This window comes from Streptomyces luomodiensis (assembly GCF_031679605.1).
GTDB classification, from domain to species: Bacteria; Actinomycetota; Actinomycetes; order Streptomycetales; family Streptomycetaceae; genus Streptomyces; species Streptomyces luomodiensis.
Genome location: NZ_CP117522.1, coordinates 3018440 through 3037726 on the forward strand (window position 1 = coordinate 3018440; position 19287 = coordinate 3037726).

Sequence of the window (19287 nt, forward strand, 5' to 3'; positions counted from 1 at the left end):
CTCACCCGGCCTCCACCTTGAGGCCCTTTTCCTTCAGATCGCCGATCGTCTCGCCCTGCACCTTCTTCAGCACGGAGCGGAAGGAGGACCCGTCTCCGATGGCCGCCGTGAAGGCGTCGCCGAGCCGCTGGTAGAGGGTGTCCGTGGCGGGGCCCCACTGCCAGCTGGTGTCCACGCCCTTGCTCGCCGCGTCGAAGACCTCGCTGTACTCCTGGCCGCCGAAGAAGTCCTTGTGCACATCGAGCTGGGAGGTGGTGTATCCCTGTTTGGCGCCGGGGGTGCCGTAGCCGTTCTCGATCAGGAGCTTGATCGACTCGGGGTCGGTATTGAGCCAGATCGCGAAGGCCAGCGCGTCCTTGGGGTACCTGGACTTGGCGAAGACCGCGGTGGTGGAGCCGCCCCAGTTGGCGTAGGCGGCGTCGCCCTTCCGCCACTGCGGCATGGGCACGACCCGCCACTTCCCGGCCGTCTTGGGCGCGTTGCCGACCAGCAGGGCGTCGCCCCAGCTGGCGCCGAGCCAGGAGGCCATGGCGCCGGTCTGGACATCCTTGTACCAGGCGTTCTGCCGGTCCGGGATGGTCTTGATCAGCTTCCGCCGGACCAGGTTGTCCCAGTAGTCGGCGACCTTACGGGTGGGCTCGTCGTCGATGGAGACGGTCCAGGTGTCGCCCTCGGTGCCGAACCAGCGCGCCCCGGCCTGCCAGGCCAGTCCCGCGAAGCGGTTGCCGTTGGTCGCCGAGAAGGTCTCGATCCAGGCGCCCTTCTTACGGATCGCCTCGGCCGCCGCCTCGTACTCGTCCCAGGTCGTGGGCGGTTCCACGGCCCACCGGTCGAACAGGTCGCGGCGGATGAACAGGCCCATCGGACCGGACGCCTGCGGTACGGCGTAGACGGCCTTGCCGAACACGGACTGCTGCCACTGCCAGCCGATGAACTTGTCCTTGTGGTCGGCGATCCCGTACCTGGTCAGGTCCAGCAGGCCGTTGTCGATGAGGAAGCTGGGCACGACCGGGTACTCGATCTGGCCGAGGTCCGGCGGATTGCCCGCCTTGATGGCGGCGTGCATCTTGGCGTACTGGGCGCCGTCGACGGCCGAGACCTTCTCGACCTCGACCTGGACCTCGGGGTTCTCCCTGTTCCACAGGGCGACGGGCTTGTCGATGCCCGGCACCCAGGACCAGAAGGTCAGGGTGATCTTCTCGCCCTTCTTGCGGTCCTTGGGCTCATCGCCGCCATCGCCGTCCGAGCCGCAGCCCGCGAGGGCGAGCCCGGCGGCCGCGGCGGCGGCCCCGCCGAGGACGGCGCGGCGGGACGCGCCGTACATCCGGGTGTTCCGTCGGGCCGGGGTGCCGCGCGTATCGGTCGGGGTGCCGCTCATACCGGTCGGGGTGCCGCTCGTATCGGTCGGGGTCTCGCTCATACCAGCTCCTCCAGGGGGATGCGCCGGAATGTGATGGTCGAGTAGGCGCTGAAGTCGCCGGTCTCGTAGAGCAGTCCGACCGTGGCGTCATCGAGCCGGACCAGGTCGGAATAGGCGGCGGGCAGGCCGTTCACGGTGTGCGTGGGCCGCCAGGTGACGCCGCCGTCATGGCTGGTGCGGACGGTCATCAGGGCCCGGTGGGCGGGGTCGGCGGGGCCGGAGTAGAGCAGCGCGTCCGGCTCGCCGAGGTGCAGCACACTGCCCTCGACCCCGGGGGTGACCAGACCGGCCTGGGGCCGGAAGGGGAGCTCCAGGGTGGCGCCGCCGTCGAGGGAGTAGGCGTCGGCGCGGGTGCCGGGCGCGTTCGCCTCGGTGCGGGTGTTGAGGTAGACGCGGCCGTCGGGGAGTTGGGCGGCGGTGGTCTCGTTGGCGTTGACGTAGCCGTCGGGGTTGTCGTCCACGTAACCGATCCGCCAGGTGGCGCCGTCGTCGTCGCTGAGCAGATCGTGCCCGCCGTTGTACCGGCCCTCGGTGCCGTCGTCGCCGGGGACGGTCGGGGGCAGCGAGTGGTTGGCCGGGACGACGATCCGGCCCGCGTGCGCCCCGTACCGCAGCCGGAGGGCGTGGCCGGGGGTGGTGGCGTACCAGCGCCATGCGGGCCGCTTGGTGCTCGCGGTGATCTCGCGGGCCTCGCTCCAGCTCGCGCCGTCGTCGTCGCTGTGCGTCAGCCACACCCGCCGCCCGTCGGCCGCGCCGACCTCGCCGCGCCGGATGCGGTCCTCGGTGGCCGAGGCGGCGCTGCGGACGTGCACCAGCAGGACGCGGCCGTCGTGCGGGCCGCCTTCGAGGACGACGGGGGCCGGGTTGCCCGCCGTGCCGTCGCCGTTGCGGGCGACGACCTGTAAGCCGCCCCAGGTCCGTCCGCCGTCGGCCGACCGCTTGAGCACGAGGTCGATGTCGCCGTGGTCGGCGGAGGAGCCCACCCGGCCCTCGGCGAAGGCGAGGACGGTACCGGCGCGGGTCAGCACGGTCGCCGGAATCCGGTAGCTCGCATAGCCCTCGGTCCCCGCCCGGAACGGAACGGACACCTCGTACGAGCGTGCCGCCCCCGTGCCGACTGCCATCAGACCTCCCGATGCCCCGTCGCAATCGAGTGCCGAGTCAGAAAAATGGGACGTAGGACGTCCCTTGTGTGCCGCGACCTTAGGGTTTGCCTCACAGAGCGTCAAGAGACGGCGCAATGAACAGTTCGAGACGGTTGCTGGGCGGCGAACTCCGTGCCCCGATACGGGATTCGGGACACGCCCCGGATCCCGTATCCGGATACGGACCCGGATACAGATCCGGATGCGCGATCCGGATACGCCCCGAAGGAGTGAGCCGGGGCCCAACCGGGCCCGCCGGGGCGCGGACCGGGGCAGGATGCGGATGCCATGGACGCCGTAAGGGTCGCGCTGCTGCGCGAGGTCCTCGCCGGAACCGAATGGCTTCAGGCCACCCGCCGCTTCGCGGGCTCGCTGCGGGCCTCGGTCGGGCCGCGTGCGGGCGGGCTGCTGCTGGTCGGCAGCGAGGAGTACGAACCATGGCACCTGGCCGCGCATCTGGACGACGAGGCGGCCTGGTCCGGACTGCCCGAGCTGTCCCCCACCCTGGTCCGCCACCGGGTCCCGGAGGGCGGCGCCGTCCCCGCGCATCTGGCGGTCGGGCTGGGGCGGCTGGAGAGCGCGGGCCGTGGTGAGACGCTGCTGGTGGTCGCGCCGGGCGACCCCGGGGCCGGGCTGCTGGAACGGGTCAACGACGCCCGCCGGGGCGGGGCGACCGTACTCGCCCTCGACAGCGGCGACACCGAGCTGGGGGCCCTGGCCCACGACGGGCTGTCCGCCCCCGAGGGCGGCGAGCTCGACCTCGACACCATTCAGCACCTGGTCAGCGCGGCCGCCGGGGAGAACAGCCTGCCGCGCCCCGGCCGCCGCCGCTTCCAGGACCGGCTGGCCCGGCTGGCCGAACACCTCACGGCACCGCCACCGACCCGCTGGTGACGGCGCGGATCGCTCCGCCGCTCCCCGGGCCGCTGCCGGATCGCCCGGCGGCGATCCGGCTCCTCACACCCCGCGCCCCGCCCCGCGGGAAACCGGACACCTCCCCGGCCTGAGTGCCGGGGCTCCTCCGGGAACCCCGATGGCCTACGGCGCCCGGCCCGGTCCCGGGCTGATCACCGGGCTGGCCCCAAGGCCCGGCGGCCCGGGGCCCGTCCCGTCCGGGCTCAGGACCCGTCCCGTCACGACTCGGGACCCGTCCCGTCTGAACTCGGGACCCGTCCCGTCCGGACCCGGGGCCCGTCCCGTCCGGACTCGGGACCCGTCCCGTCCAGGCCCAAGGGGCGTCGCGGCGGGGGGGCCGGGGCCCAACCGCCGTGGCCCAGCCGTCGTGGCCCACCGCCGTGATCCAGCCACCGTGACCCGGCCGCCGTGACCCAGCCGCCGGGGCCCAGCCACCGTGCCCCAGCCGCCGTGACCCAGCCACCGTGCCCCAGCCGCCGTGACCCTGCCGTCGGGGTCCAGCCGCCGTGGTCTAGTCGTCCTGCCAGCGGGGGTCGTTCCGCCACTCCTCGTTCCGCTCGCGCGCCGTCTCCATCGCGTGGGCGGCCTCCTCGGGGGAGGCGTACGGGCCGAGGCGGTCGGCGGCGCGGCACTCCGGGCCCTCCTCGACCTTCTGGTGCCGGACGCAGTAGTACCACTCGCCGGGCTTGCCGGCGGTCCCTCTCCTGAACAGCGCCATCCCGGCCTCGCCCTTCCGCTCGTGCTCCCCCGCGGCCATCTCTCTTGCGGCCATGCTGCCCCATGCGCCGCCGATACACTCGCTGGTATGTCTGGCCAGTCGCTTCTAGTCCCGGGGAAGCTCTCCCCCACTCGCGCCGTTCCCGCCTCGATCCCGCGCCCGGAGTACGTCGGGAAGGATGGCCCGACCCCCTATGCCGGGCCCGAGGTCCAGGACGCCGAGACGATCGAGCGCATGCGGATCGCGGGGGGCATCGCCGCGCGGGCGATGGCGGAGGCTGCCAAGCTGATCGCGCCGGGGGTCACCACGGACGAGCTGGACCGGGTCGCCCATGAGTACATGTGCGACCACGGTGCGTACCCCTCGACACTGGGCTACCGCGGCTTCCCCAAGTCGCTGTGTTCCTCGATCAACGAGGTCATCTGCCACGGCATCCCGGACACCACCGTCCTGAGGGACGGCGACATCGTGAACCTCGACGTCACCGCCTACATCGGCGGTGTGCACGGGGACACCAACGCCACCTATCTGTGCGGCGAGGTGGACGAGGAGTCGCGGCTGCTCGTCGAGCGCACCCGGGAGTCCCTCAACCGCGCGATCAAGGCCGTCAAGCCGGGCCGCCGGATCAACATCATCGGCCGGGTCATCGAGTCGTACGCCAAGCGCTTCGACTACGGCGTGGTCCGCGACTTCACGGGGCACGGCATCAACACCTCGTTCCACTCCGGCCTGATCGTGCCGCACTACGACAGCCCGCACCACACCACCGAGATCAAGCCGGGGATGACGTTCACCATCGAGCCGATGCTGACGCTCGGCACCTACGAGTACGACATGTGGGAGGACGGCTGGACCGTGGTCACCAAGGACCGCAAGCGGACGGCGCAGTTCGAGCACACGCTGGTGGTGACGGAGACCGGGGCGGAGATCCTGACTCTGCCGTAGCGGCTGAGACCAGAAGGGCTGTCGGTGGTGCCACCGACAGCCCTCTTTGCTGTCGTGTTTTACCGACAACCTGTCGGGAAGGTATTGACGTAGCGCACGGGCTCCACTTAGGTAAGGCTAACCTACTCACCCCGGCCCCGGAGGTCCACCGTGGAGTTCTCCGCCCTGATCCGCACCGCCTCACGGGAAGCGCACACGAGCGTCGGGAGCTCGTCGTTCATGAGCGATCTGCTCGGGGGGCGGCTCGGTGTGTCGGCCTACCGCCGCTACTCCGAGCAGCTGTGGTTCGTCTACCGCGCCCTGGAGGCCCCGGCCGACGCGCTCGCGAAGGACCCCGTGGCGGGGCCGTTCATCCGCCCGGAGCTGGCCCGCCTGGCCGAGCTGGAGCGCGATCTGGCCCATCTCGGCGGCCCGGACTGGCGCACCGGCCTGACCGCGCTGCCCGCCACGGCGGCGTACGCGGCGCGGGTGGCGGAGTGCGCCCGTGACTGGCCGGCGGGCTATGTCGCCCACCACTACACCCGCTACCTGGGCGATCTGTCCGGCGGCCAGATCGTACGGGACACGGCGGAGAAGACCTGGGGCTTTTCGCGCAAGGGCGACGGGGTGCGGTTCTACGTCTTCGAGTCGATCGGCAACCCCGCCGCGTTCAAGCGGGAGTACCGCGCGCTGCTGGACGCGCTGCCGGTGGACGACCTGGAGAAGCAGCGCGTGGTGGAGGAGTGCAAGCGCGCGTACGCGCTGAACGCGGCGGTCTTCGCGGACCTGGCCGAGGAGCTCCGGCTCAGCGCCTGAGCGGCGTCCACGCGGAAAAGCCGCCAATTCCATAGCGCACCAACTGGTCCTAAAATGTGTTGGCTTGGGGCCGACGGGGGGAAGGTTGATGCGCGTGGAGTCGACACCGGCGCTGATTGTGGCCGCCTTGCTCTGCTGGTTGATCTACACACTGTTCGTATGGATCCGCGGAGTCGTGCACCGGCGGGGGCTCCCGGAGCCGTCGGTCGCCCCGGGCCAGTTGGAGATCTACCAGGGGCAGGCGTTCCGCGAGATGTGCCGACGGGCGGCGTACCCGGGGCGGCGCGTGATGATGACCGACTACTTCGCCGAGCGCGGATGGAATCGGGCGGACGTCATGCGCATCCTGGCCGAACTGCTCAAGCACAAACTGATCGCTGTGGAGGGTTGGCGGTTCGGCAGCTACAGCGTGACGCACAAGGGCTGGGCCGAGTACGAGGGCAAGCTCATCTGGACAGGAGGCGAAGGGGTGCACATCTCCACCGGACCGGGCGGCTTCGTCGTGGCGAACGTCAACAGCCACCATTCGGTGGCCCACGGCGGCTACGGCAACCGGGCGAACGCGCCCGACGTTCCCCACCAGCAACTGATCGACGCCCTGCGCACGGACGCGGAGACCGCGACGTCCGATGAGGCGGTAAGGGCGCGGGAGTACGCCGACGACCTGGCCGCGGCCGTCGACGCACAGGATGCCGACAGGACGGCTCGCGTCCTCGAAAGGATCAACGCCCTCCTGTCCACCGCTACGGCTGCCTTCACCCTGGCTCGCGGACTACTGCCATCCGGCTCGTAGCGCCGAGCCCGCGGCCTCGTGTCAGACCTCAGCAGGTCGCGGCGGTGGAGATGCGAATCCCCGTGAGCGGTCCCGCGACGTCGATGGTGTACTCCGGCGGCAGGCATATGGTCGAGCCGGTGGAGAACCGGATGTGGGCGGTGTCGTCGAGACGGGTGTTGGTGATGGTGATGGTGCCGCTCGGTTGTGACGGCAACGGCTGCCAGTCCGTGGTGACGTCCTGGAACTGGCCGATCTTGAGGCCGTCCTTGAACAGACATACGTAGGGGTACGCACAGCTCGCCGCAGCCCTCGGCAGGATTGAAGCGCTCGTGGGGACGGCGACCGCCGTCCCTGCGGAAACGGCCATGAGCCCGGTGACCGTCACCGCGGCCCATACAGCTCGGCTGAGGGTCCGCCCTGATGGCCTCATCTCTTCTGTTATGGATGCACACGTACGGGTAGACGCAGGTGTCGGCGGGGGGCGGCGGAGGCCGACGACGCACCCAACGACAGGGTGGTTCCCAGCGCCGCTGCGGTACAGACGGCGCTCGCAATGGTTCGCGCGGTGCTCATGTCCCCCTCCACGTCGCCTTACGGCGATGCTCGGCAACAGTGGCTGGGACGCTAACCACTGAGCGGGGGATTCAGAAGCATCAATCAGGACCTCGCGCATTAATCGCCGAGGTCAAGCGGCCCTCGGGACACACCTCCCGGGCCGCTCGGCCGCAGGAGCCCTCCCAGCAACAGCCCACACACAAGAGATGTGCGTCACATTTTTCCGCCCGTCCACCGCATCAAATCAGCCAACTTGGCAAACGCTTTGCTTTCCACGGAGAACTCCTTGACTTTACATAGGACTCACACAGGCAAGGCTCAGTTAAGTTAGGTCAGCCTTATCCGGCTGCCTTGCGTCCGCCCGTCCTGATTCCGTCTGGAGCCCGTATGCGAGCCGCTCGCACCTCCGTCGTCGCCGCCGTATCGGCCCTGACGACGATCACCGTCGTCGCCGGCTGCGCCCAGAAGTCCGACGCCAAGGGCGCGGGCGCCGTCCAGGTCACCGCGTCCGACAGCGCGTGCGAGGTCTCCAAGACCTCCTTCCCCGCCGGGCATGTGAAGCTCGCGGTGGAGAACAAGGGCTCCAAGGTCACCGAGGTCTACGTCTACGCGCCGGGCGACCGGATCGTCACCGAGCGGGAGAACATCGGCCCCGGCACCCGCGCCTCGATCAACGCCGAGATCAAGGCCGGTTCGTACGAGATCGCCTGCAAGCCCGGGATGAAGGGCCACGGCATCCGCCAGAAGGTCTCCGCCACCGGCAAGGGCAAGCTGCCCCCGCGCGACCCGAAGCTGGACAAGGCGGTGGCCGCGTACCGGACGTACGTCCAGAAGCAGGCCGACGAGACGCTGCCCAAGGTCCGGACGTTCGCCGACGCGATCAAGAAGGACGACATCGAGGCCGCCAAGAAGGCGTACGCCCCCTCCCGCGTCGGCTGGGAGCGCACCGAGCCGGTCGCCGAGTCCTTCGGCGACATCGACCCCAAGGTCGATGTGCGCGCGGACGGCCTGGAGCAGGGCCAGAAGTGGACCGGCTGGCACCGGCTGGAGAAGTCGCTGTGGCAGACGAAGAAGATCACCGCGGCCGACCACGCCCTCGCCGACCAGCTGGTCGAGGACCTGAAGGACTGGCAGAAGCGCGTCGGCACCGCCGACATCACCCCCACCGGCATGGCCAACGGCGCCAAGGAGCTGCTGGACGAGGTGCAGACCGGCAAGGTCACCGGTGAGGAGGAGCGCTACAGCCACACCGACCTGGTGGACTTCGAGGGCAACGTCGAGGGCGCCAAGACCTCGTACACACTGCTCAAGCCGGTGGTGTCCGCAAACGACCCGGCGCTGGCCAAGGAGCTGGACAAGCAGTTCGCGGCCGTCGGGAAGCTGCTGGACGGCTACCGCCAGGGCGACGGCTTCGTGTCCTACGACACCGTCTCCACCTCCCGGCGCAAGGAGCTGTCCGACGCGGTCAACGCGCTGGCCGAACCGCTCTCGCGGCTCGCCGCCGCCGTGGTCAGCAAGTGAGGGAGCCGGGCATGACGGACGACGCCGGCACGTCTCCCTCCCGCCGGGCACTGCTCGGCTGGGGCGGCGCCGGGCTCGCGCTCGGCGCCGCGGCCGCCGGAGGCGCGGCGGCCGCGCTGAGCGGCGGTGCGGACGAGACCGGGGCGGCCGCCGGCAGCGGCGGCGCGGTGCCCTTCTACGGGGCGCACCAGGCGGGGATCGCCACCCCGGTGCAGGACCGGCTGCACTTCGCCGCGTTCGACGTCACCACCGACGACCGCGCCGAGCTGATCGCGCTGCTGAAGGAGTGGACGAAGGCGGCGGCCCGGATGACCCAGGGGCACCCGGTCGGCGGCGGCGCGGTGAGCGATCTGGTGGAGGCCCCGCCGGACGACACCGGCGAGGCGCTCGGCCTCAAGGCGTCCCGGCTCACCCTCACCATCGGCTTCGGACCCACGCTGTTCCGGGACAAGAAGGGCAAGGACCGCTTCGGTATCGCCGACCGCCGTCCCGAGGCGCTGATCGACCTGCCCGCGTTCCCCGGCGACAACCTCGAGGCGGCGCGCAGCGACGGCGATCTGTGCGTGCAGGCGTGCGCGGACGATCCGCAGGTGGCCGTGCACGCCATCCGCAATCTGGCCCGGATCGGCATGGGCCGGGTGGCCATCCGCTGGTCGCAGCTGGGCTTCGGCAAGACGTCCTCGACCACGCCGGACGCGCAGACCCCGCGCAACATGCTGGGCTTCAAGGACGGCACCCGGAACATCGCGGGCACCGACACCGCCGCGCTGGACAAGCACGTGTGGGTGAGCGAGAAGGCGGGCCCGGCGTGGCTGGCGGGCGGGTCGTACCTGGTGGCGCGCCGTATCCGGATGCACATCGAGACCTGGGACCGCACCTCGCTGAAGGAGCAGGAGGACGTCTTCGGCCGGGACAAGGGCGAGGGCGCGCCGCAGGGCAAGCAGCACGAGCACGACGAGCCGGACCTGCGGGCGATGCTGCCCACCGCGCACGTCCGGCTGGCGCATCCGGACTCCAACGGCGGGGCGCGCATCCTGCGCCGCGGCTACTCCTTCACCGACGGCACCGACGGTCTGGGGCGGCTGGACGCGGGGCTGTTCTTCCTCGCCTACCAGCACGACGTACGGGACGGGTTCGTGCCCGTGCAGCGGCGTCTGGCCCGCTCCGACGCCCTCAACGAATACATCCAGCACGTGGGTTCGGCGCTCTTCGCCATCCCGCCGGGCGTCCGGGACGCGGACGACTGGTGGGGCAGGGCGCTGTTCTCCGGACGGGCTCCGGACGGGGCTCCGGACGGGGCTCCCTGACCGGAACGGATCCTCGAAAGGAAGGCGAACCTCGTGTTCGGCAACTACCTGATCGGTCTGCGCGAAGGGCTCGAAGCCAGCCTGGTCGTCTGCATCCTGGTCGCCTACCTGGTCAAGACCGGGCGCCGGGACGCGCTGCGCCCGGTGTGGCTCGGCATCGCCGCCGCGGTGACCTTGAGCATGTCCTTCGGCGCGGCACTGGAGTTCGGCTCCCAGGAGCTGACCTTCGAGGCGCAGGAGGCGCTGGGCGGCTCGCTGTCGATCGTCTCGGTCGGCCTGGTGACCTGGATGGTCTTCTGGATGCGGCGCACCGCCCGCCATCTGCGGTCCGAACTGCACAGCAAGCTGGACGCGGCGCTGGCGATGGGCACCGGGGCGCTGGTGGCCACGGCCTTCCTCGCGGTGGGCCGAGAGGGCCTGGAGACCGCGCTGTTCGTGTGGACGGCGGTGCGGGCCAGCAACGACGGTACGGCGGACCCGCTGATCGGTGTGGTGCTGGGCCTGGTCACCGCGGTGGCGCTGGGCTGGCTGTTCTACCGGGGCGCGCTCCGGATCAACCTGTCGAAGTTCTTCACCTGGACCGGCGCGATGCTGGTCGTGGTGGCGGCGGGGGTGCTCGCGTACGGCTTCCACGATCTGCAGGAGGCGGACTGGCTCCCCGGACTGCACTCGACGGCGTTCGACATCAGCTCGACCATCCCGCCCGACTCCTGGTACGGCACGCTGCTCAAGGGCGTCTTCAACTTCCAGCCGGACCCGACCGAGCTTCAGCTGTGGATGTGGGCGCTCTATCTGGTCCCCACGCTCGCGCTGTTCCTGCGCCCCGGTAGGGTGTCGCCGTCCACAGCAGCCCCCAGGAACCGGGAGCCGGAGCCCCATGACACGCAGGTCGCCCCGTCGGCAGTTCGCAGTTCCGACCGCAGCGGTGGTACTGACGCTGGGGATGACGCTGACAGGGTGCATGACGGTGCACGGGGAGCGGGAGAACATCCCGTCGGTGGACAAGGCTGAGGCGCCCAAGGCCCTCAAGCGGTTCCTCGACACCTACAACGAGGCGTACCGGGAGCTGGATCCGTCGCTGGCGAGCCAGGTGGAGACGGGCCCGCTGGGGGCGATCAGCACGGCCGACCTCAAGGCCCAGCACGCGGGCTCGCCCGGCGGCAACCCCAGGTACTCGCCGCTGAAGCTGTCCGACGCGACGTTCCACATCCCCAAGCAGGTGGGCTGGCCGAAGTTCTTCGTCGCGGACACCGACAGCAACCGCGACGACAACCGCTGGCTGTTCGTCTTCACCCGCGACGGCGCCGACGAGCCGTGGAAGGCCGCGTATCTGTCGATCCTCAGCCAGGACGAGGTGCCGGACGTCGCGACCGACGAGGACGGCTGGGCCAAACCGGTCCCGGCCGCGGGTCCGGCCCCGAAGCTGGCGGCCCGGCCGGACAAGCTGAGCGCGGAATACACCGACTACCTGATGACGGGCAAGGGCGCGGTCTTCGCCGACGGCCAGTCGACCTCACGGCTCCGGGACGCGCGGAAGAAGTACCTGCGCACGCCGAAGTTCTGGACGGAGTACATCGACACCCCGGCGCAGGGCGACCAGTACGCCCCGGTGGGGCTGCGCACCTCGGACGGCGGGGCGATCGTGTTCTTCGCCTCGCACCACCTGCAGAAGCAGACCATGGCCAAGGGCTACCGGCCCAACCCCGATCCGCAGATCAAGGCGCTGATGACCGGGGAGGCGAAGAAGGCGGTGACGCTGACCAGGGTCGCCGAGTCGGCGGTGCGGGTCCCGGCCAAGGACGCGGCGGACCCGCAGGTGGTCTTCCTCAACCGCCTGGAGGGTGTGACCGCCGCCAAGGGCGAATGATCCGGTTCCGGGGCGCTACCGCCCCAGCAGCGCTGTCGCCCTGTCGGCGCTACCGCCCTATCGGCCAGGCGGCCGAGTCGTGGTCCTGGTCCTCGCCCGCGAACTGGGCACACGCGTCGGTGAGCGACTCCAGCAGGGTCAGGGGGTCGGGCAGCGGCCGCTCCGGGCCGAGCAGCCAGCCCACATGGCCGTCGCCGGGCAGCCGCGCGGGCGGTACCAGCACATAGCTGCCCCGGCAGTGCCAGCGCAGCCCCGGGTGCTCGTCCATGGTCTCAGGGTGGCAGTCCAGCTCACAGGGCCACCACTCGTCCTCGTCATCGGGGGTGCCCCGGGTGGCGGTGAAGAACAGCATCCGGCCCTGCTGGAGATCGCCGCTGCTGGTGGCCACCGGCCCGACCTCGACCTCGGCCGTGCCCAGCCGCTCCAGGGCCAGCCGCCCGGCGTCCGCGGGCACGTCCAGCACATCGTGGACGATGCCGGTGGCGGTGATGAAGTTGGCCTGCGGATCGGCCCGCAGCCACTGCGCGACCCGGTCCGGGTCGGTGGTCGCCTGCGTCTGCCAGGCGAACGAGACGGGGTGGCGGGCGGGGGTGGGACAGCCGATGCGGTCACAGGAACAGCCGTAACCGGAGGGGTGGGCGGCCGGTGCGAGCGGGAATCCCGCCGCGGCGGCGGCCAGCAGCAGGTCCTCGCGGACGCCGCCGGCGCCCGCTCCCGTGTCCTTGTCGCCGCCCGCTTGGCTCCTCGGCCGACGCAGCCACTGGGAGAACCTGCTCTTGCGTTCCATCTACCGCCTCGCTTCACCGCCGGCCCGGCGGTACCGCCGGTACCCGATCAATGCTGCCACCATCCTGCTCCCGAAGTGGCCGGTGTCCGCATCCGGGGTACGGAAGAGCACCCCGACCGGGTGCGGATAGCAGGGCATACCGGGCGTCCCGCCCCTAGCGTTCCGTTTATGTTCAGCAGGCGCGTATCGATCGCGGCCGCGGTTCTCAGCCTCTCCATACCGGCGGCCGTCGCGGCCCACCCCGCCGCCCGGCCGTCCCCCCGACGCCTCACACCCCCGGTCGCGGAACCGACGCGCCTCAGGCCCGCGCTCATCGTGCCCCCGGCCGGACAGCCCGCCGTCACCTACACGGCACACCGCGGCGGCGCCCTGGAAGTGCCCGAGAACAGCATGTCCGGGCTGGCCGTCGCCTTCCGCCGGCACGACGCCCAGGTCCTCGACTTCGACACCCGCATGCTGCGGGACGGCACGCTCGTGGTGATGCACGACGCGACGCTGGACCGCACCACCGACCGGACCGGGCCGGTACGGGACCTGACCGCCGCCCAGTGGCGGACGGTCCGGCTGCGCCCCGCCGCCTCGCTGCGCGGCGACTGGCGGCCCGAGCGTCCGCCGACGGTCGCCGAGGCGCTGGACCGGTTCGGCGGCCGGATCACCCTGATGGTGGAGGCCAAGGATCCGGAGAGTCTGCCGCGACTGGCCACGATGATCCGTGACCGCGGACTGATCCACTCCGTCTACGTCAACACCAACCGCCCCGAGGTGGCCCGCGAGGCGCACCGCGCGGGACTGCTGACCCAGCTGTGGCGGTCCGCCCGGCAGCTGCGCACCGACACCCCGCGCGACTGGCGCGGCACCGTCGATCTGCTGGACGTCGACTACCGAGCGCGGGACACCGATGTACGGCGGGCCGTCGCCTCCGGGATACCCCGGGTGTGGGCGCACACCGTGGACACCCCGGCCCAGCGGGACCGGATGCTGCGGCTGGGCTGCGACGGCATCATCACGGACGCGCCGGCCCGACTGGCCGCCACGCCCATACGACCGGCGCGGACGCGGGACGGGGGCTGAGGCCCCGCAGAGCCGTGACTGGCGCGGCCGCAGGGCCGTGACGACCGGCCCAAGGCGTCCGCGCACGCGTCCGCCGCCGGTGGCCCACCCCGGCCCGCCCTGCGGGCGGCCGCTCGCCGAGCACCACCAGGGCATCGAGCAGGACGCGGCCTCGGCGGGCCACCAGCGGCAGACGGTCCGCTCGCCGACCCCGGCGCGGTCGACGGCCCGGCACGGGCGACGGCCCGGCACGGGCGACGGCCCGGCGCTGGCGGCAACCCGGCACGGGCGGCAACCCGGCACGGGCGGCAACCCGGCACGAGGCGGCGCCCCAGCACGAGGCAGCGCCCCGGCGCAAGCGGCAGCCCGGCGCAAGCAGCGCGGCCCGGTGCGGGCGGTGGCGGTCTTGGGGGTGGGGTCCACGCCGGGGGCTGCCGGAGGCGGGGGAAGACGTTTCGCCGTGGGGAAGGCGGGCCCCTTTCGGCCGGTAGAATCCAGCGAATGCACGCCCCCGACGCCGCCCGCACCGACGAGACGCCGCACACCGCGCTCGCCGGCCTTCTCGACGGGCTGCCGCCCCGCCAGGCGGCCCAGGCGGTCGACCGGCTGATCGGCCACTACCGGGGGCGCACCCCGACCGACGCGCCCGTGCTGCGGGACCGCTCCGATGTCGCCGCGTACGCCGCGTACCGGATGCCCGCGACCTTCGAGGCCGTGCGCGCCGCGCTCACCGCCTTCCGCGCCGGGGCGCCCGCATGGGCCCCGGCCTCGCATATCGACATCGGCGGCGGCACCGGCGCGGCCAGTTGGGCAGTGGCCGCCACCTGGCCGGAGGCCGGGCACACCACCACGGTCCTGGACTGGGCCGAGCCCGCGCTGGACCTCGGCCGCGAACTGGCCCGCCAGGCGCCCTCCGCGTCGCTGCGCACCGCCCGCTGGCAGCGCCGGGCCATCGGCGACGGCCTCGCCCTGCCGGACGGGACCGACCTCGTCACCGTCAGCTATGTGCTGGGCGAGCTGACCGAGGCCGACCGGCGGGCCGTGGTGGCCGAGGCGAGCCGCGCGGCCCAGGCCGTGGTGCTGATCGAACCGGGCACCCCGGACGGCTATCTGCGAATCCGCGAGGCGCGGGAACGGCTGCTGGCGGCCGGGCTGCGGATCGTCGCCCCCTGTCCGCACGGCGCGGCCTGCCCGATCGAGCCCGGCGCCGACTGGTGCCACTTCGCCGCCCGGGTCCGCCGCTCCTCCCTGCACCGGCAGGTCAAGGGCGGTTCGCTGCCGTACGAGGACGAGAAGTTCAGCTACGTCGCGGCCGTACGGTTCGACGCCGCGCCCGCCGGGGCGCGGGTGGTGCGCCGTCCGCAGATCCGCAAGGGCCAGGTGCTGCTGGACCTGTGCGACCGGCCGGAGGGGCTGGGGCGCACCACGGTGACCAAGCGCCAGGGGCCGCTGTACCGGGCCGCCCGCGACGCGTCCTGGGGGGACGTCTGGCCCCCCGAGTCCGCCGCGACCGACCCGGCGTAGGGCCTGCGCCGGGCCCGGTCCGGCGGATCTTCGGGGCCACGGACCTTCAGGGCCACGGACCTTCGCGGGCCCGCGGTGCCTGGTACGGCTCCCCCGGCTGCCGGGCCTAGTCGGTGACGGGTGCCGGCGTGAAGGTGACCGGCAGCGAGACCAGGCAGCGGTACCACAGGGAGTCCGCCCACTGGAGTTCCTCGGGTTCGACGGCCAGCGTCAGGTCCGGGACGCGGTCCAGCAGCACCTCGATCGCCGTCTCCGAGATGATCTTGCCCAGCTCGGGGGCGCCCGCCGGGCACCCGTAGTCGCCGCCGGTGAAGGACACATGCGCGTTGTTCCCGGCGTAGCCCGCCGTGGAGTCGGGCCACAGCAGCGGGTCCGCGTTCGCGGCGGCCAGGCCGAGGACGAGGAGGTCACCGGCGCGGATGCGCTGCCCGCCGAGCGTGGTGTCCCGGGTGGCGAAGCGCCCGATGACGTTCTGGAGCGGGGAGTCGGCCCACAGCACCTCGTTCATGGCCTCGCCGATGCTCCGGCGGCCGCCCGCGAGGGTCACCGCGAACCGGTCGTCGGTGAGCATCAGCCGGACGGTGTTGCCGATCCAGTAGGACGTGGCGGGCAGACCGGCGGCCATCATCGCCATCAGGTCCCCGATCAACTGCTCGTCGGTAAGGTCCGGGGCGTTCTGGATGAACCGGGAGGTGACGTCCGAGCCCGGCGACTCGCGCTTGGCCGCCACCAGCTCCTCCACCCCCGTGGCGGCCCGCTCCTTGGCCGCCATGGACTCCTCGGTGGACAGCAGCGAGACGGTCAGGGCCTCCGCCATGTACTCCAGCCTGTCCTCGGGCAGGCCGAACATCTGGCCCATGGCGAGGGCGGGCACCGAGTACACGTAGTCCCGCACCAGGTCCGCCTTGCCGCTGCCGGCGAACTTGTCGATCAGCCAGTCCGCGAAGCGCTCGCAGTGGTTGCGCAGTTCGAACGGGTCGATGGCGGAGAGGGCGTCGCTGACGGCCGCCGAGCGCCGCCGGTGCTCGTCCCCCTCGGTGAGGTAGAGCATGGGGCCGTGCTCCACCCAGGGCAGGAGGGACCAGTCGGACGGCACCTCGTCCCAGCGGTTCCAGCGGCGCGAGTCACGGCCGTAGGTCTGGGTGTCGGTGACGACCTGGCGCACCTCGCGATAGCCGAGGACCAGCCACGCGGGGATGTCGGACTCGAGCAGGACCGGGGCGACCTGTCCGTGCTCCTTCCGCATCCGCTGATAGCTCTCGGTCGGATTCCGCAGGTAGTCCGCCCCGTACAGCAGCGCGGGGCCGGCGTGGGCGGGGCAGCCGGGGGGCGGCGCCACCGGGGCCGTGCCGCCGGGCGCGTCCCCCGCGCCCGGCACGTCCTGGGAATCCGGTATGTCCTGCGGGTCCTGGGGGTTCGTCACAGCGGTCTTCCTCGTAGCGGTGGATCAGCGCTGCCGCCGGGCGGATACGGCAGTGGCACAGGCTAACCAAGCGCATCGACCAGGCCAACTGCCGCGACGTTACAGGATGGTGCGGCTCAGCGCAGGGCGCGGGCCAGCGCCGTGGCCGCCGCCGCGCGGGGCGCGCTGTCGCCGGGGCGGCGGCGCGGGTGCACCGTGGTGGCGAGCAGCACCAGATAGGCCCCGCGGGCCCGGTCCACCACCAGGCTGGTCCCGGTGAAGCCGGTGTGCCCCGCGGCGCCCCGCCCCGCCAGCTCCCCCATGAACCACGGCTGGTCGACCTCGAAGCCCAGCCCCGGCGCGGTCAGCATCAGCTCGGTGGACTCCGGCGACAGCACGGGCCCGCCGCCGGCCAGCAGCGCCCGGCACAGCACCGCCAGGTCCCCGGCCGTCGAGAAGAGCCCCGCGTGGCCCGCGACCCCGCCCAGCGCCCACGCGTTCTCGTCGTGCACCACGCCCCGCAGCATCCCCCGGTCCAGCTTTCCCCAGGGCCGCCGCTGGTCCTCTGTGGCCGCGATCCGGGGCAGCCAGGAGGCGGGCGGGCGAAAGCGGGTGGCGGCCATGCCCAGCGGGCCGGTGACCGTCTCCCGCACGAGCTGGTCCAGGGTGCGCCCCGCGGTCCGCTCCAGCACGCGCTGGAGCAGCAGGAAGTTGAGGTCGGAGTAGCGGCGGGCGGTGCCGGGCGGGGTGGTGGGCGGCTCGGCCGCGACCCGGGCCAGCGCCCGCTCCCGCCCGTCCTCCTCGTACAGCGGCAGTTCGGGCAGCAGCCCCGAGGTGTGGGTGAGCAGCTGCCGCACCGTGATGCCGTGCTCGGCGGCGGCCGTGCACTCGGGGGCGTACGCGGCGACCTGCCCGTCCAGCGCGATCAGCCCGCGTTCGACCGCGCGCAGCGCCACGATGGTGGTGAACAGCTTGGTGAGCGAGGCGAGGTCGAAGACGGTGTCGTGCCGCACCGGCACCCACCGCTGTCGCGGCAGCTCCACGCCCCGGCCGGCGGCCTCGTCGTACGCCGCGTAGCGCACCGCCCAGCCGAAGGCCTCCTCGGCGACCGGGCCCGATCCGGTCCCGGCGGCCAGCGCCACCCCCGAACACCAAGGGCGCTCCCCCTCGGGAAGCGCCCTGACGGTCTCCAGCAGCCGGGTCAGGCCACGGTCGTGCTCTGCTTCGTACGTCGCTGCCACGGACGGCAGAGTCCCATGAAGCAGGCCATGGCCGCGAGCGCGCAGGACAGCTGGACGACGGCCATCGGCACCGCCGTGGTCTCGCCCGCGATCCCCACCAGCGGGGAGGCCACCGCGCCCAGCAGGAAGGTGGAGGTGCCCAGCAGCGCGGAGGCGGAACCGGCGGCGTGCGGGGTGCGGTTCAGCGCCTGGGCGTTGGTGTTCGGCATGGCCAGGCCCATCGCGGACATCAGCACGAACAGGCTCCCCGCCACCGGGACCAGACCGGCCTTCCCGAAGACCCCGGAGGACAGCACGAGCAGCGCGGCCGCCGCGGCGGTGATCACCACCAGCCCCACGGTCAGCACCTTGTCCATGCTGACCCGGCCGACCAGCACCCGGCCGTTGAGCTGGCCGGTGACGACCAGACCGATCGAGTTCAGCCCGAACAGCAGGCTGAAGGTCTGCGGTGAGGCGCCGTAGATCTCCTGGACCACGAAGGACGAACCGGCGACATAGGCGAACAGCGCCGCGAAGGTGAAACCGCCCGCGAGCATGTAGCCGGTGAAGACGCGGTCGGCGAGCAGACCGCGCATGGTGCGCAGGGTCTGGCCGAGCCCGCCGGCATGGCGCCGCTGGGGCGGCAGGGTCTCCCCCAGCCAGCGCCAGACCACGAGGGTGAGCAGGGTGCCGATCACGGTGAGCACCACGAAGACCCCGCGCCAGTCGGTGAAGCGGAGGATCTGGCCGCCGATGACCGGGGCCGCGATGGGCGCCACACCCGAGATCAGCATCAGGGTGGAGAAGAAGCGGGCCATCGCGATGCCGTCGTAGAGGTCGCGGACGACGGCGCGGGCGATCACTATGCCGGCCGAACCCGCCAGTCCCTGGAGCAGCCGGAAGGCGATGAGCATCCCGGCGCTGGGGGCGAAGGCGCAGATGGCGGTGGCGACGATGTAGATCACCATGCCGGTGAGCAGCGGGCGGCGGCGCCCCCACTTGTCGCTCATCGGGCCGACGACGAGCTGGCCGAGCGCCATGCCCATCAGACAGGCGGTGAGGGTGAGCTGGGCGGTGGCGGCCGAGCTGTGGAGCGCGTCGGTGACCTCCGGCAGGGCCGGGAGGTACATGTCCATGGACAGCGCGGGGAGTGCGGTGAGCCCGCCGAGGACCAGGGTGACGAGGAGGCTCGTACGGCGCTGCGCGGTGAGCCCGGGAGCGGAGGCGGCGGACCCGGGGGCGGCGGAGGGGAGGGAGGCGGTGACGGAGTCGGGGGACGGGGTGTCGGGCCGGTCGGCCCGGGGGGAAGCGGCGGCCGGTTGGCCGGGCTGCTGCATGCTT

General features: G+C 72.2%; 18 protein-coding genes. 10 read left to right on the forward strand and 8 right to left on the reverse strand.

Annotation, left to right across the window (positions count from 1 at the left end):
- Position 1: 1 nt before the first annotated feature.
- Positions 2-1324 (reverse strand): ABC transporter substrate-binding protein, encoded by a 1323-nt coding sequence (locus PS467_RS12945; RefSeq protein ID WP_311039838.1) that lies wholly within the window; start codon positions 1322-1324, stop codon positions 2-4.
- Positions 1325-1416: 92 nt separating this feature from the next.
- Positions 1417-2544 (reverse strand): sialidase family protein, encoded by a 1128-nt coding sequence (locus PS467_RS12950; protein WP_311035397.1) that lies wholly within the window; start codon positions 2542-2544, stop codon positions 1417-1419.
- Between the two features lie 309 nt (positions 2545-2853).
- Between PS467_RS12950 and PS467_RS12955 the strand changes: the two genes are divergently transcribed.
- Positions 2854-3459, forward strand: a complete 606-nt coding sequence (locus PS467_RS12955; RefSeq protein ID WP_268971648.1) for a hypothetical protein — start codon at positions 2854-2856, stop codon at positions 3457-3459.
- 532 nt (positions 3460-3991) lie between these two features.
- Here the strand turns inward: PS467_RS12955 and PS467_RS12960 are convergent.
- On the reverse strand, positions 3992-4198 hold the full coding sequence (locus tag PS467_RS12960) for a hypothetical protein (protein WP_268976931.1): 207 nt from the start codon (positions 4196-4198) through the stop codon (positions 3992-3994).
- A gap of 87 nt (positions 4199-4285) precedes the next feature.
- Here PS467_RS12960 and map point away from each other — a divergent pair, with 87 nt between their 5' ends.
- From map to PS467_RS12975, 3 genes are all read left to right on the forward strand, one after another.
- Positions 4286-5143, forward strand: coding sequence for a type I methionyl aminopeptidase (map, locus tag PS467_RS12965; protein ID WP_311035398.1), 858 nt, complete (start codon positions 4286-4288; stop codon positions 5141-5143).
- A 150-nt stretch (positions 5144-5293) separates the two neighbouring features.
- Positions 5294-5938: a biliverdin-producing heme oxygenase gene (locus tag PS467_RS12970; RefSeq protein WP_311035399.1), complete on the forward strand. Its 645-nt coding sequence runs from the start codon at positions 5294-5296 to the stop codon at positions 5936-5938.
- An 88-nt stretch (positions 5939-6026) separates the two neighbouring features.
- A complete protein-coding gene (locus PS467_RS12975) occupies positions 6027-6731 on the forward strand; it encodes a hypothetical protein (RefSeq protein WP_311035400.1) in 705 nt (234 codons plus the stop codon).
- A 28-nt stretch (positions 6732-6759) separates the two neighbouring features.
- Here the strand turns inward: PS467_RS12975 and PS467_RS12980 are convergent, their stop codons facing one another.
- Entirely contained in the window at positions 6760-7080 is a 321-nt protein-coding gene (locus PS467_RS12980; protein WP_311035401.1) for a hypothetical protein, read from the reverse strand.
- Positions 7081-7655: 575 nt separating this feature from the next.
- On the opposite strand from PS467_RS12980, the gene efeO reads away from it, so the two are divergent.
- From efeO to PS467_RS13000, 4 genes are read left to right on the forward strand one after another with little or no spacing between them, the layout of a single operon-like run.
- On the forward strand, positions 7656-8789 hold the full coding sequence (gene efeO / locus PS467_RS12985; protein ID WP_311035402.1) for an iron uptake system protein EfeO: 1134 nt from the start codon (positions 7656-7658) through the stop codon (positions 8787-8789).
- An 11-nt stretch (positions 8790-8800) separates the two neighbouring features.
- A complete protein-coding gene (gene efeB, locus PS467_RS12990; RefSeq protein ID WP_311035403.1) occupies positions 8801-10096 on the forward strand; it encodes an iron uptake transporter deferrochelatase/peroxidase subunit in 1296 nt (431 codons plus the stop codon).
- 33 nt (positions 10097-10129) lie between these two features.
- Positions 10130-11107 (forward strand): iron uptake transporter permease EfeU, encoded by a 978-nt coding sequence (efeU, locus tag PS467_RS12995; RefSeq protein WP_311035404.1) that lies wholly within the window; start codon positions 10130-10132, stop codon positions 11105-11107.
- Positions 11058-11963, forward strand: coding sequence for an SCO2278 family lipoprotein (locus tag PS467_RS13000; RefSeq protein ID WP_311035405.1), 906 nt, complete (start codon positions 11058-11060; stop codon positions 11961-11963). The genes efeU and PS467_RS13000 overlap by 50 nt, the downstream gene beginning before the upstream one ends.
- A 49-nt stretch (positions 11964-12012) precedes the next feature.
- Here PS467_RS13000 and PS467_RS13005 read toward each other — a convergent pair whose 3' ends face one another.
- Positions 12013-12750 carry a bifunctional DNA primase/polymerase gene (locus tag PS467_RS13005; RefSeq protein WP_311035406.1) on the reverse strand — a complete coding sequence of 246 codons (738 nt, stop codon included), beginning with the start codon at positions 12748-12750 and terminating at the stop codon, positions 12013-12015.
- 168 nt (positions 12751-12918) lie between these two features.
- Between PS467_RS13005 and PS467_RS13010 the strand changes: the two genes are divergently transcribed.
- A complete protein-coding gene (locus tag PS467_RS13010; protein WP_311035407.1) occupies positions 12919-13821 on the forward strand; it encodes a glycerophosphodiester phosphodiesterase in 903 nt (300 codons plus the stop codon).
- A 480-nt stretch (positions 13822-14301) separates the two neighbouring features.
- Positions 14302-15324, forward strand: coding sequence for a small ribosomal subunit Rsm22 family protein (locus PS467_RS13015; RefSeq protein ID WP_311035408.1), 1023 nt, complete (start codon positions 14302-14304; stop codon positions 15322-15324).
- 106 nt (positions 15325-15430) lie between these two features.
- On the opposite strand, the gene PS467_RS13020 is transcribed toward PS467_RS13015, so the two are convergent.
- From PS467_RS13020 to PS467_RS13030, 3 genes are all read right to left on the reverse strand, one after another.
- The gene (locus tag PS467_RS13020) at positions 15431-16747 is read right to left on the reverse strand and encodes a cytochrome P450 (RefSeq protein WP_311035409.1); all 1317 of its coding nucleotides are present in this window, start codon (positions 16745-16747) and stop codon (positions 15431-15433) included.
- Positions 16748-16863: 116 nt separating this feature from the next.
- Positions 16864-17967, reverse strand: coding sequence for a serine hydrolase domain-containing protein (locus tag PS467_RS13025; RefSeq protein WP_311035410.1), 1104 nt, complete (start codon positions 17965-17967; stop codon positions 16864-16866).
- The gene (locus tag PS467_RS13030) at positions 17928-19283 is read right to left on the reverse strand and encodes a multidrug effflux MFS transporter (RefSeq protein WP_311035411.1); all 1356 of its coding nucleotides are present in this window, start codon (positions 19281-19283) and stop codon (positions 17928-17930) included. The genes PS467_RS13025 and PS467_RS13030 overlap by 40 nt, the downstream gene beginning before the upstream one ends.
- Positions 19284-19287 lie beyond the last annotated feature (4 nt).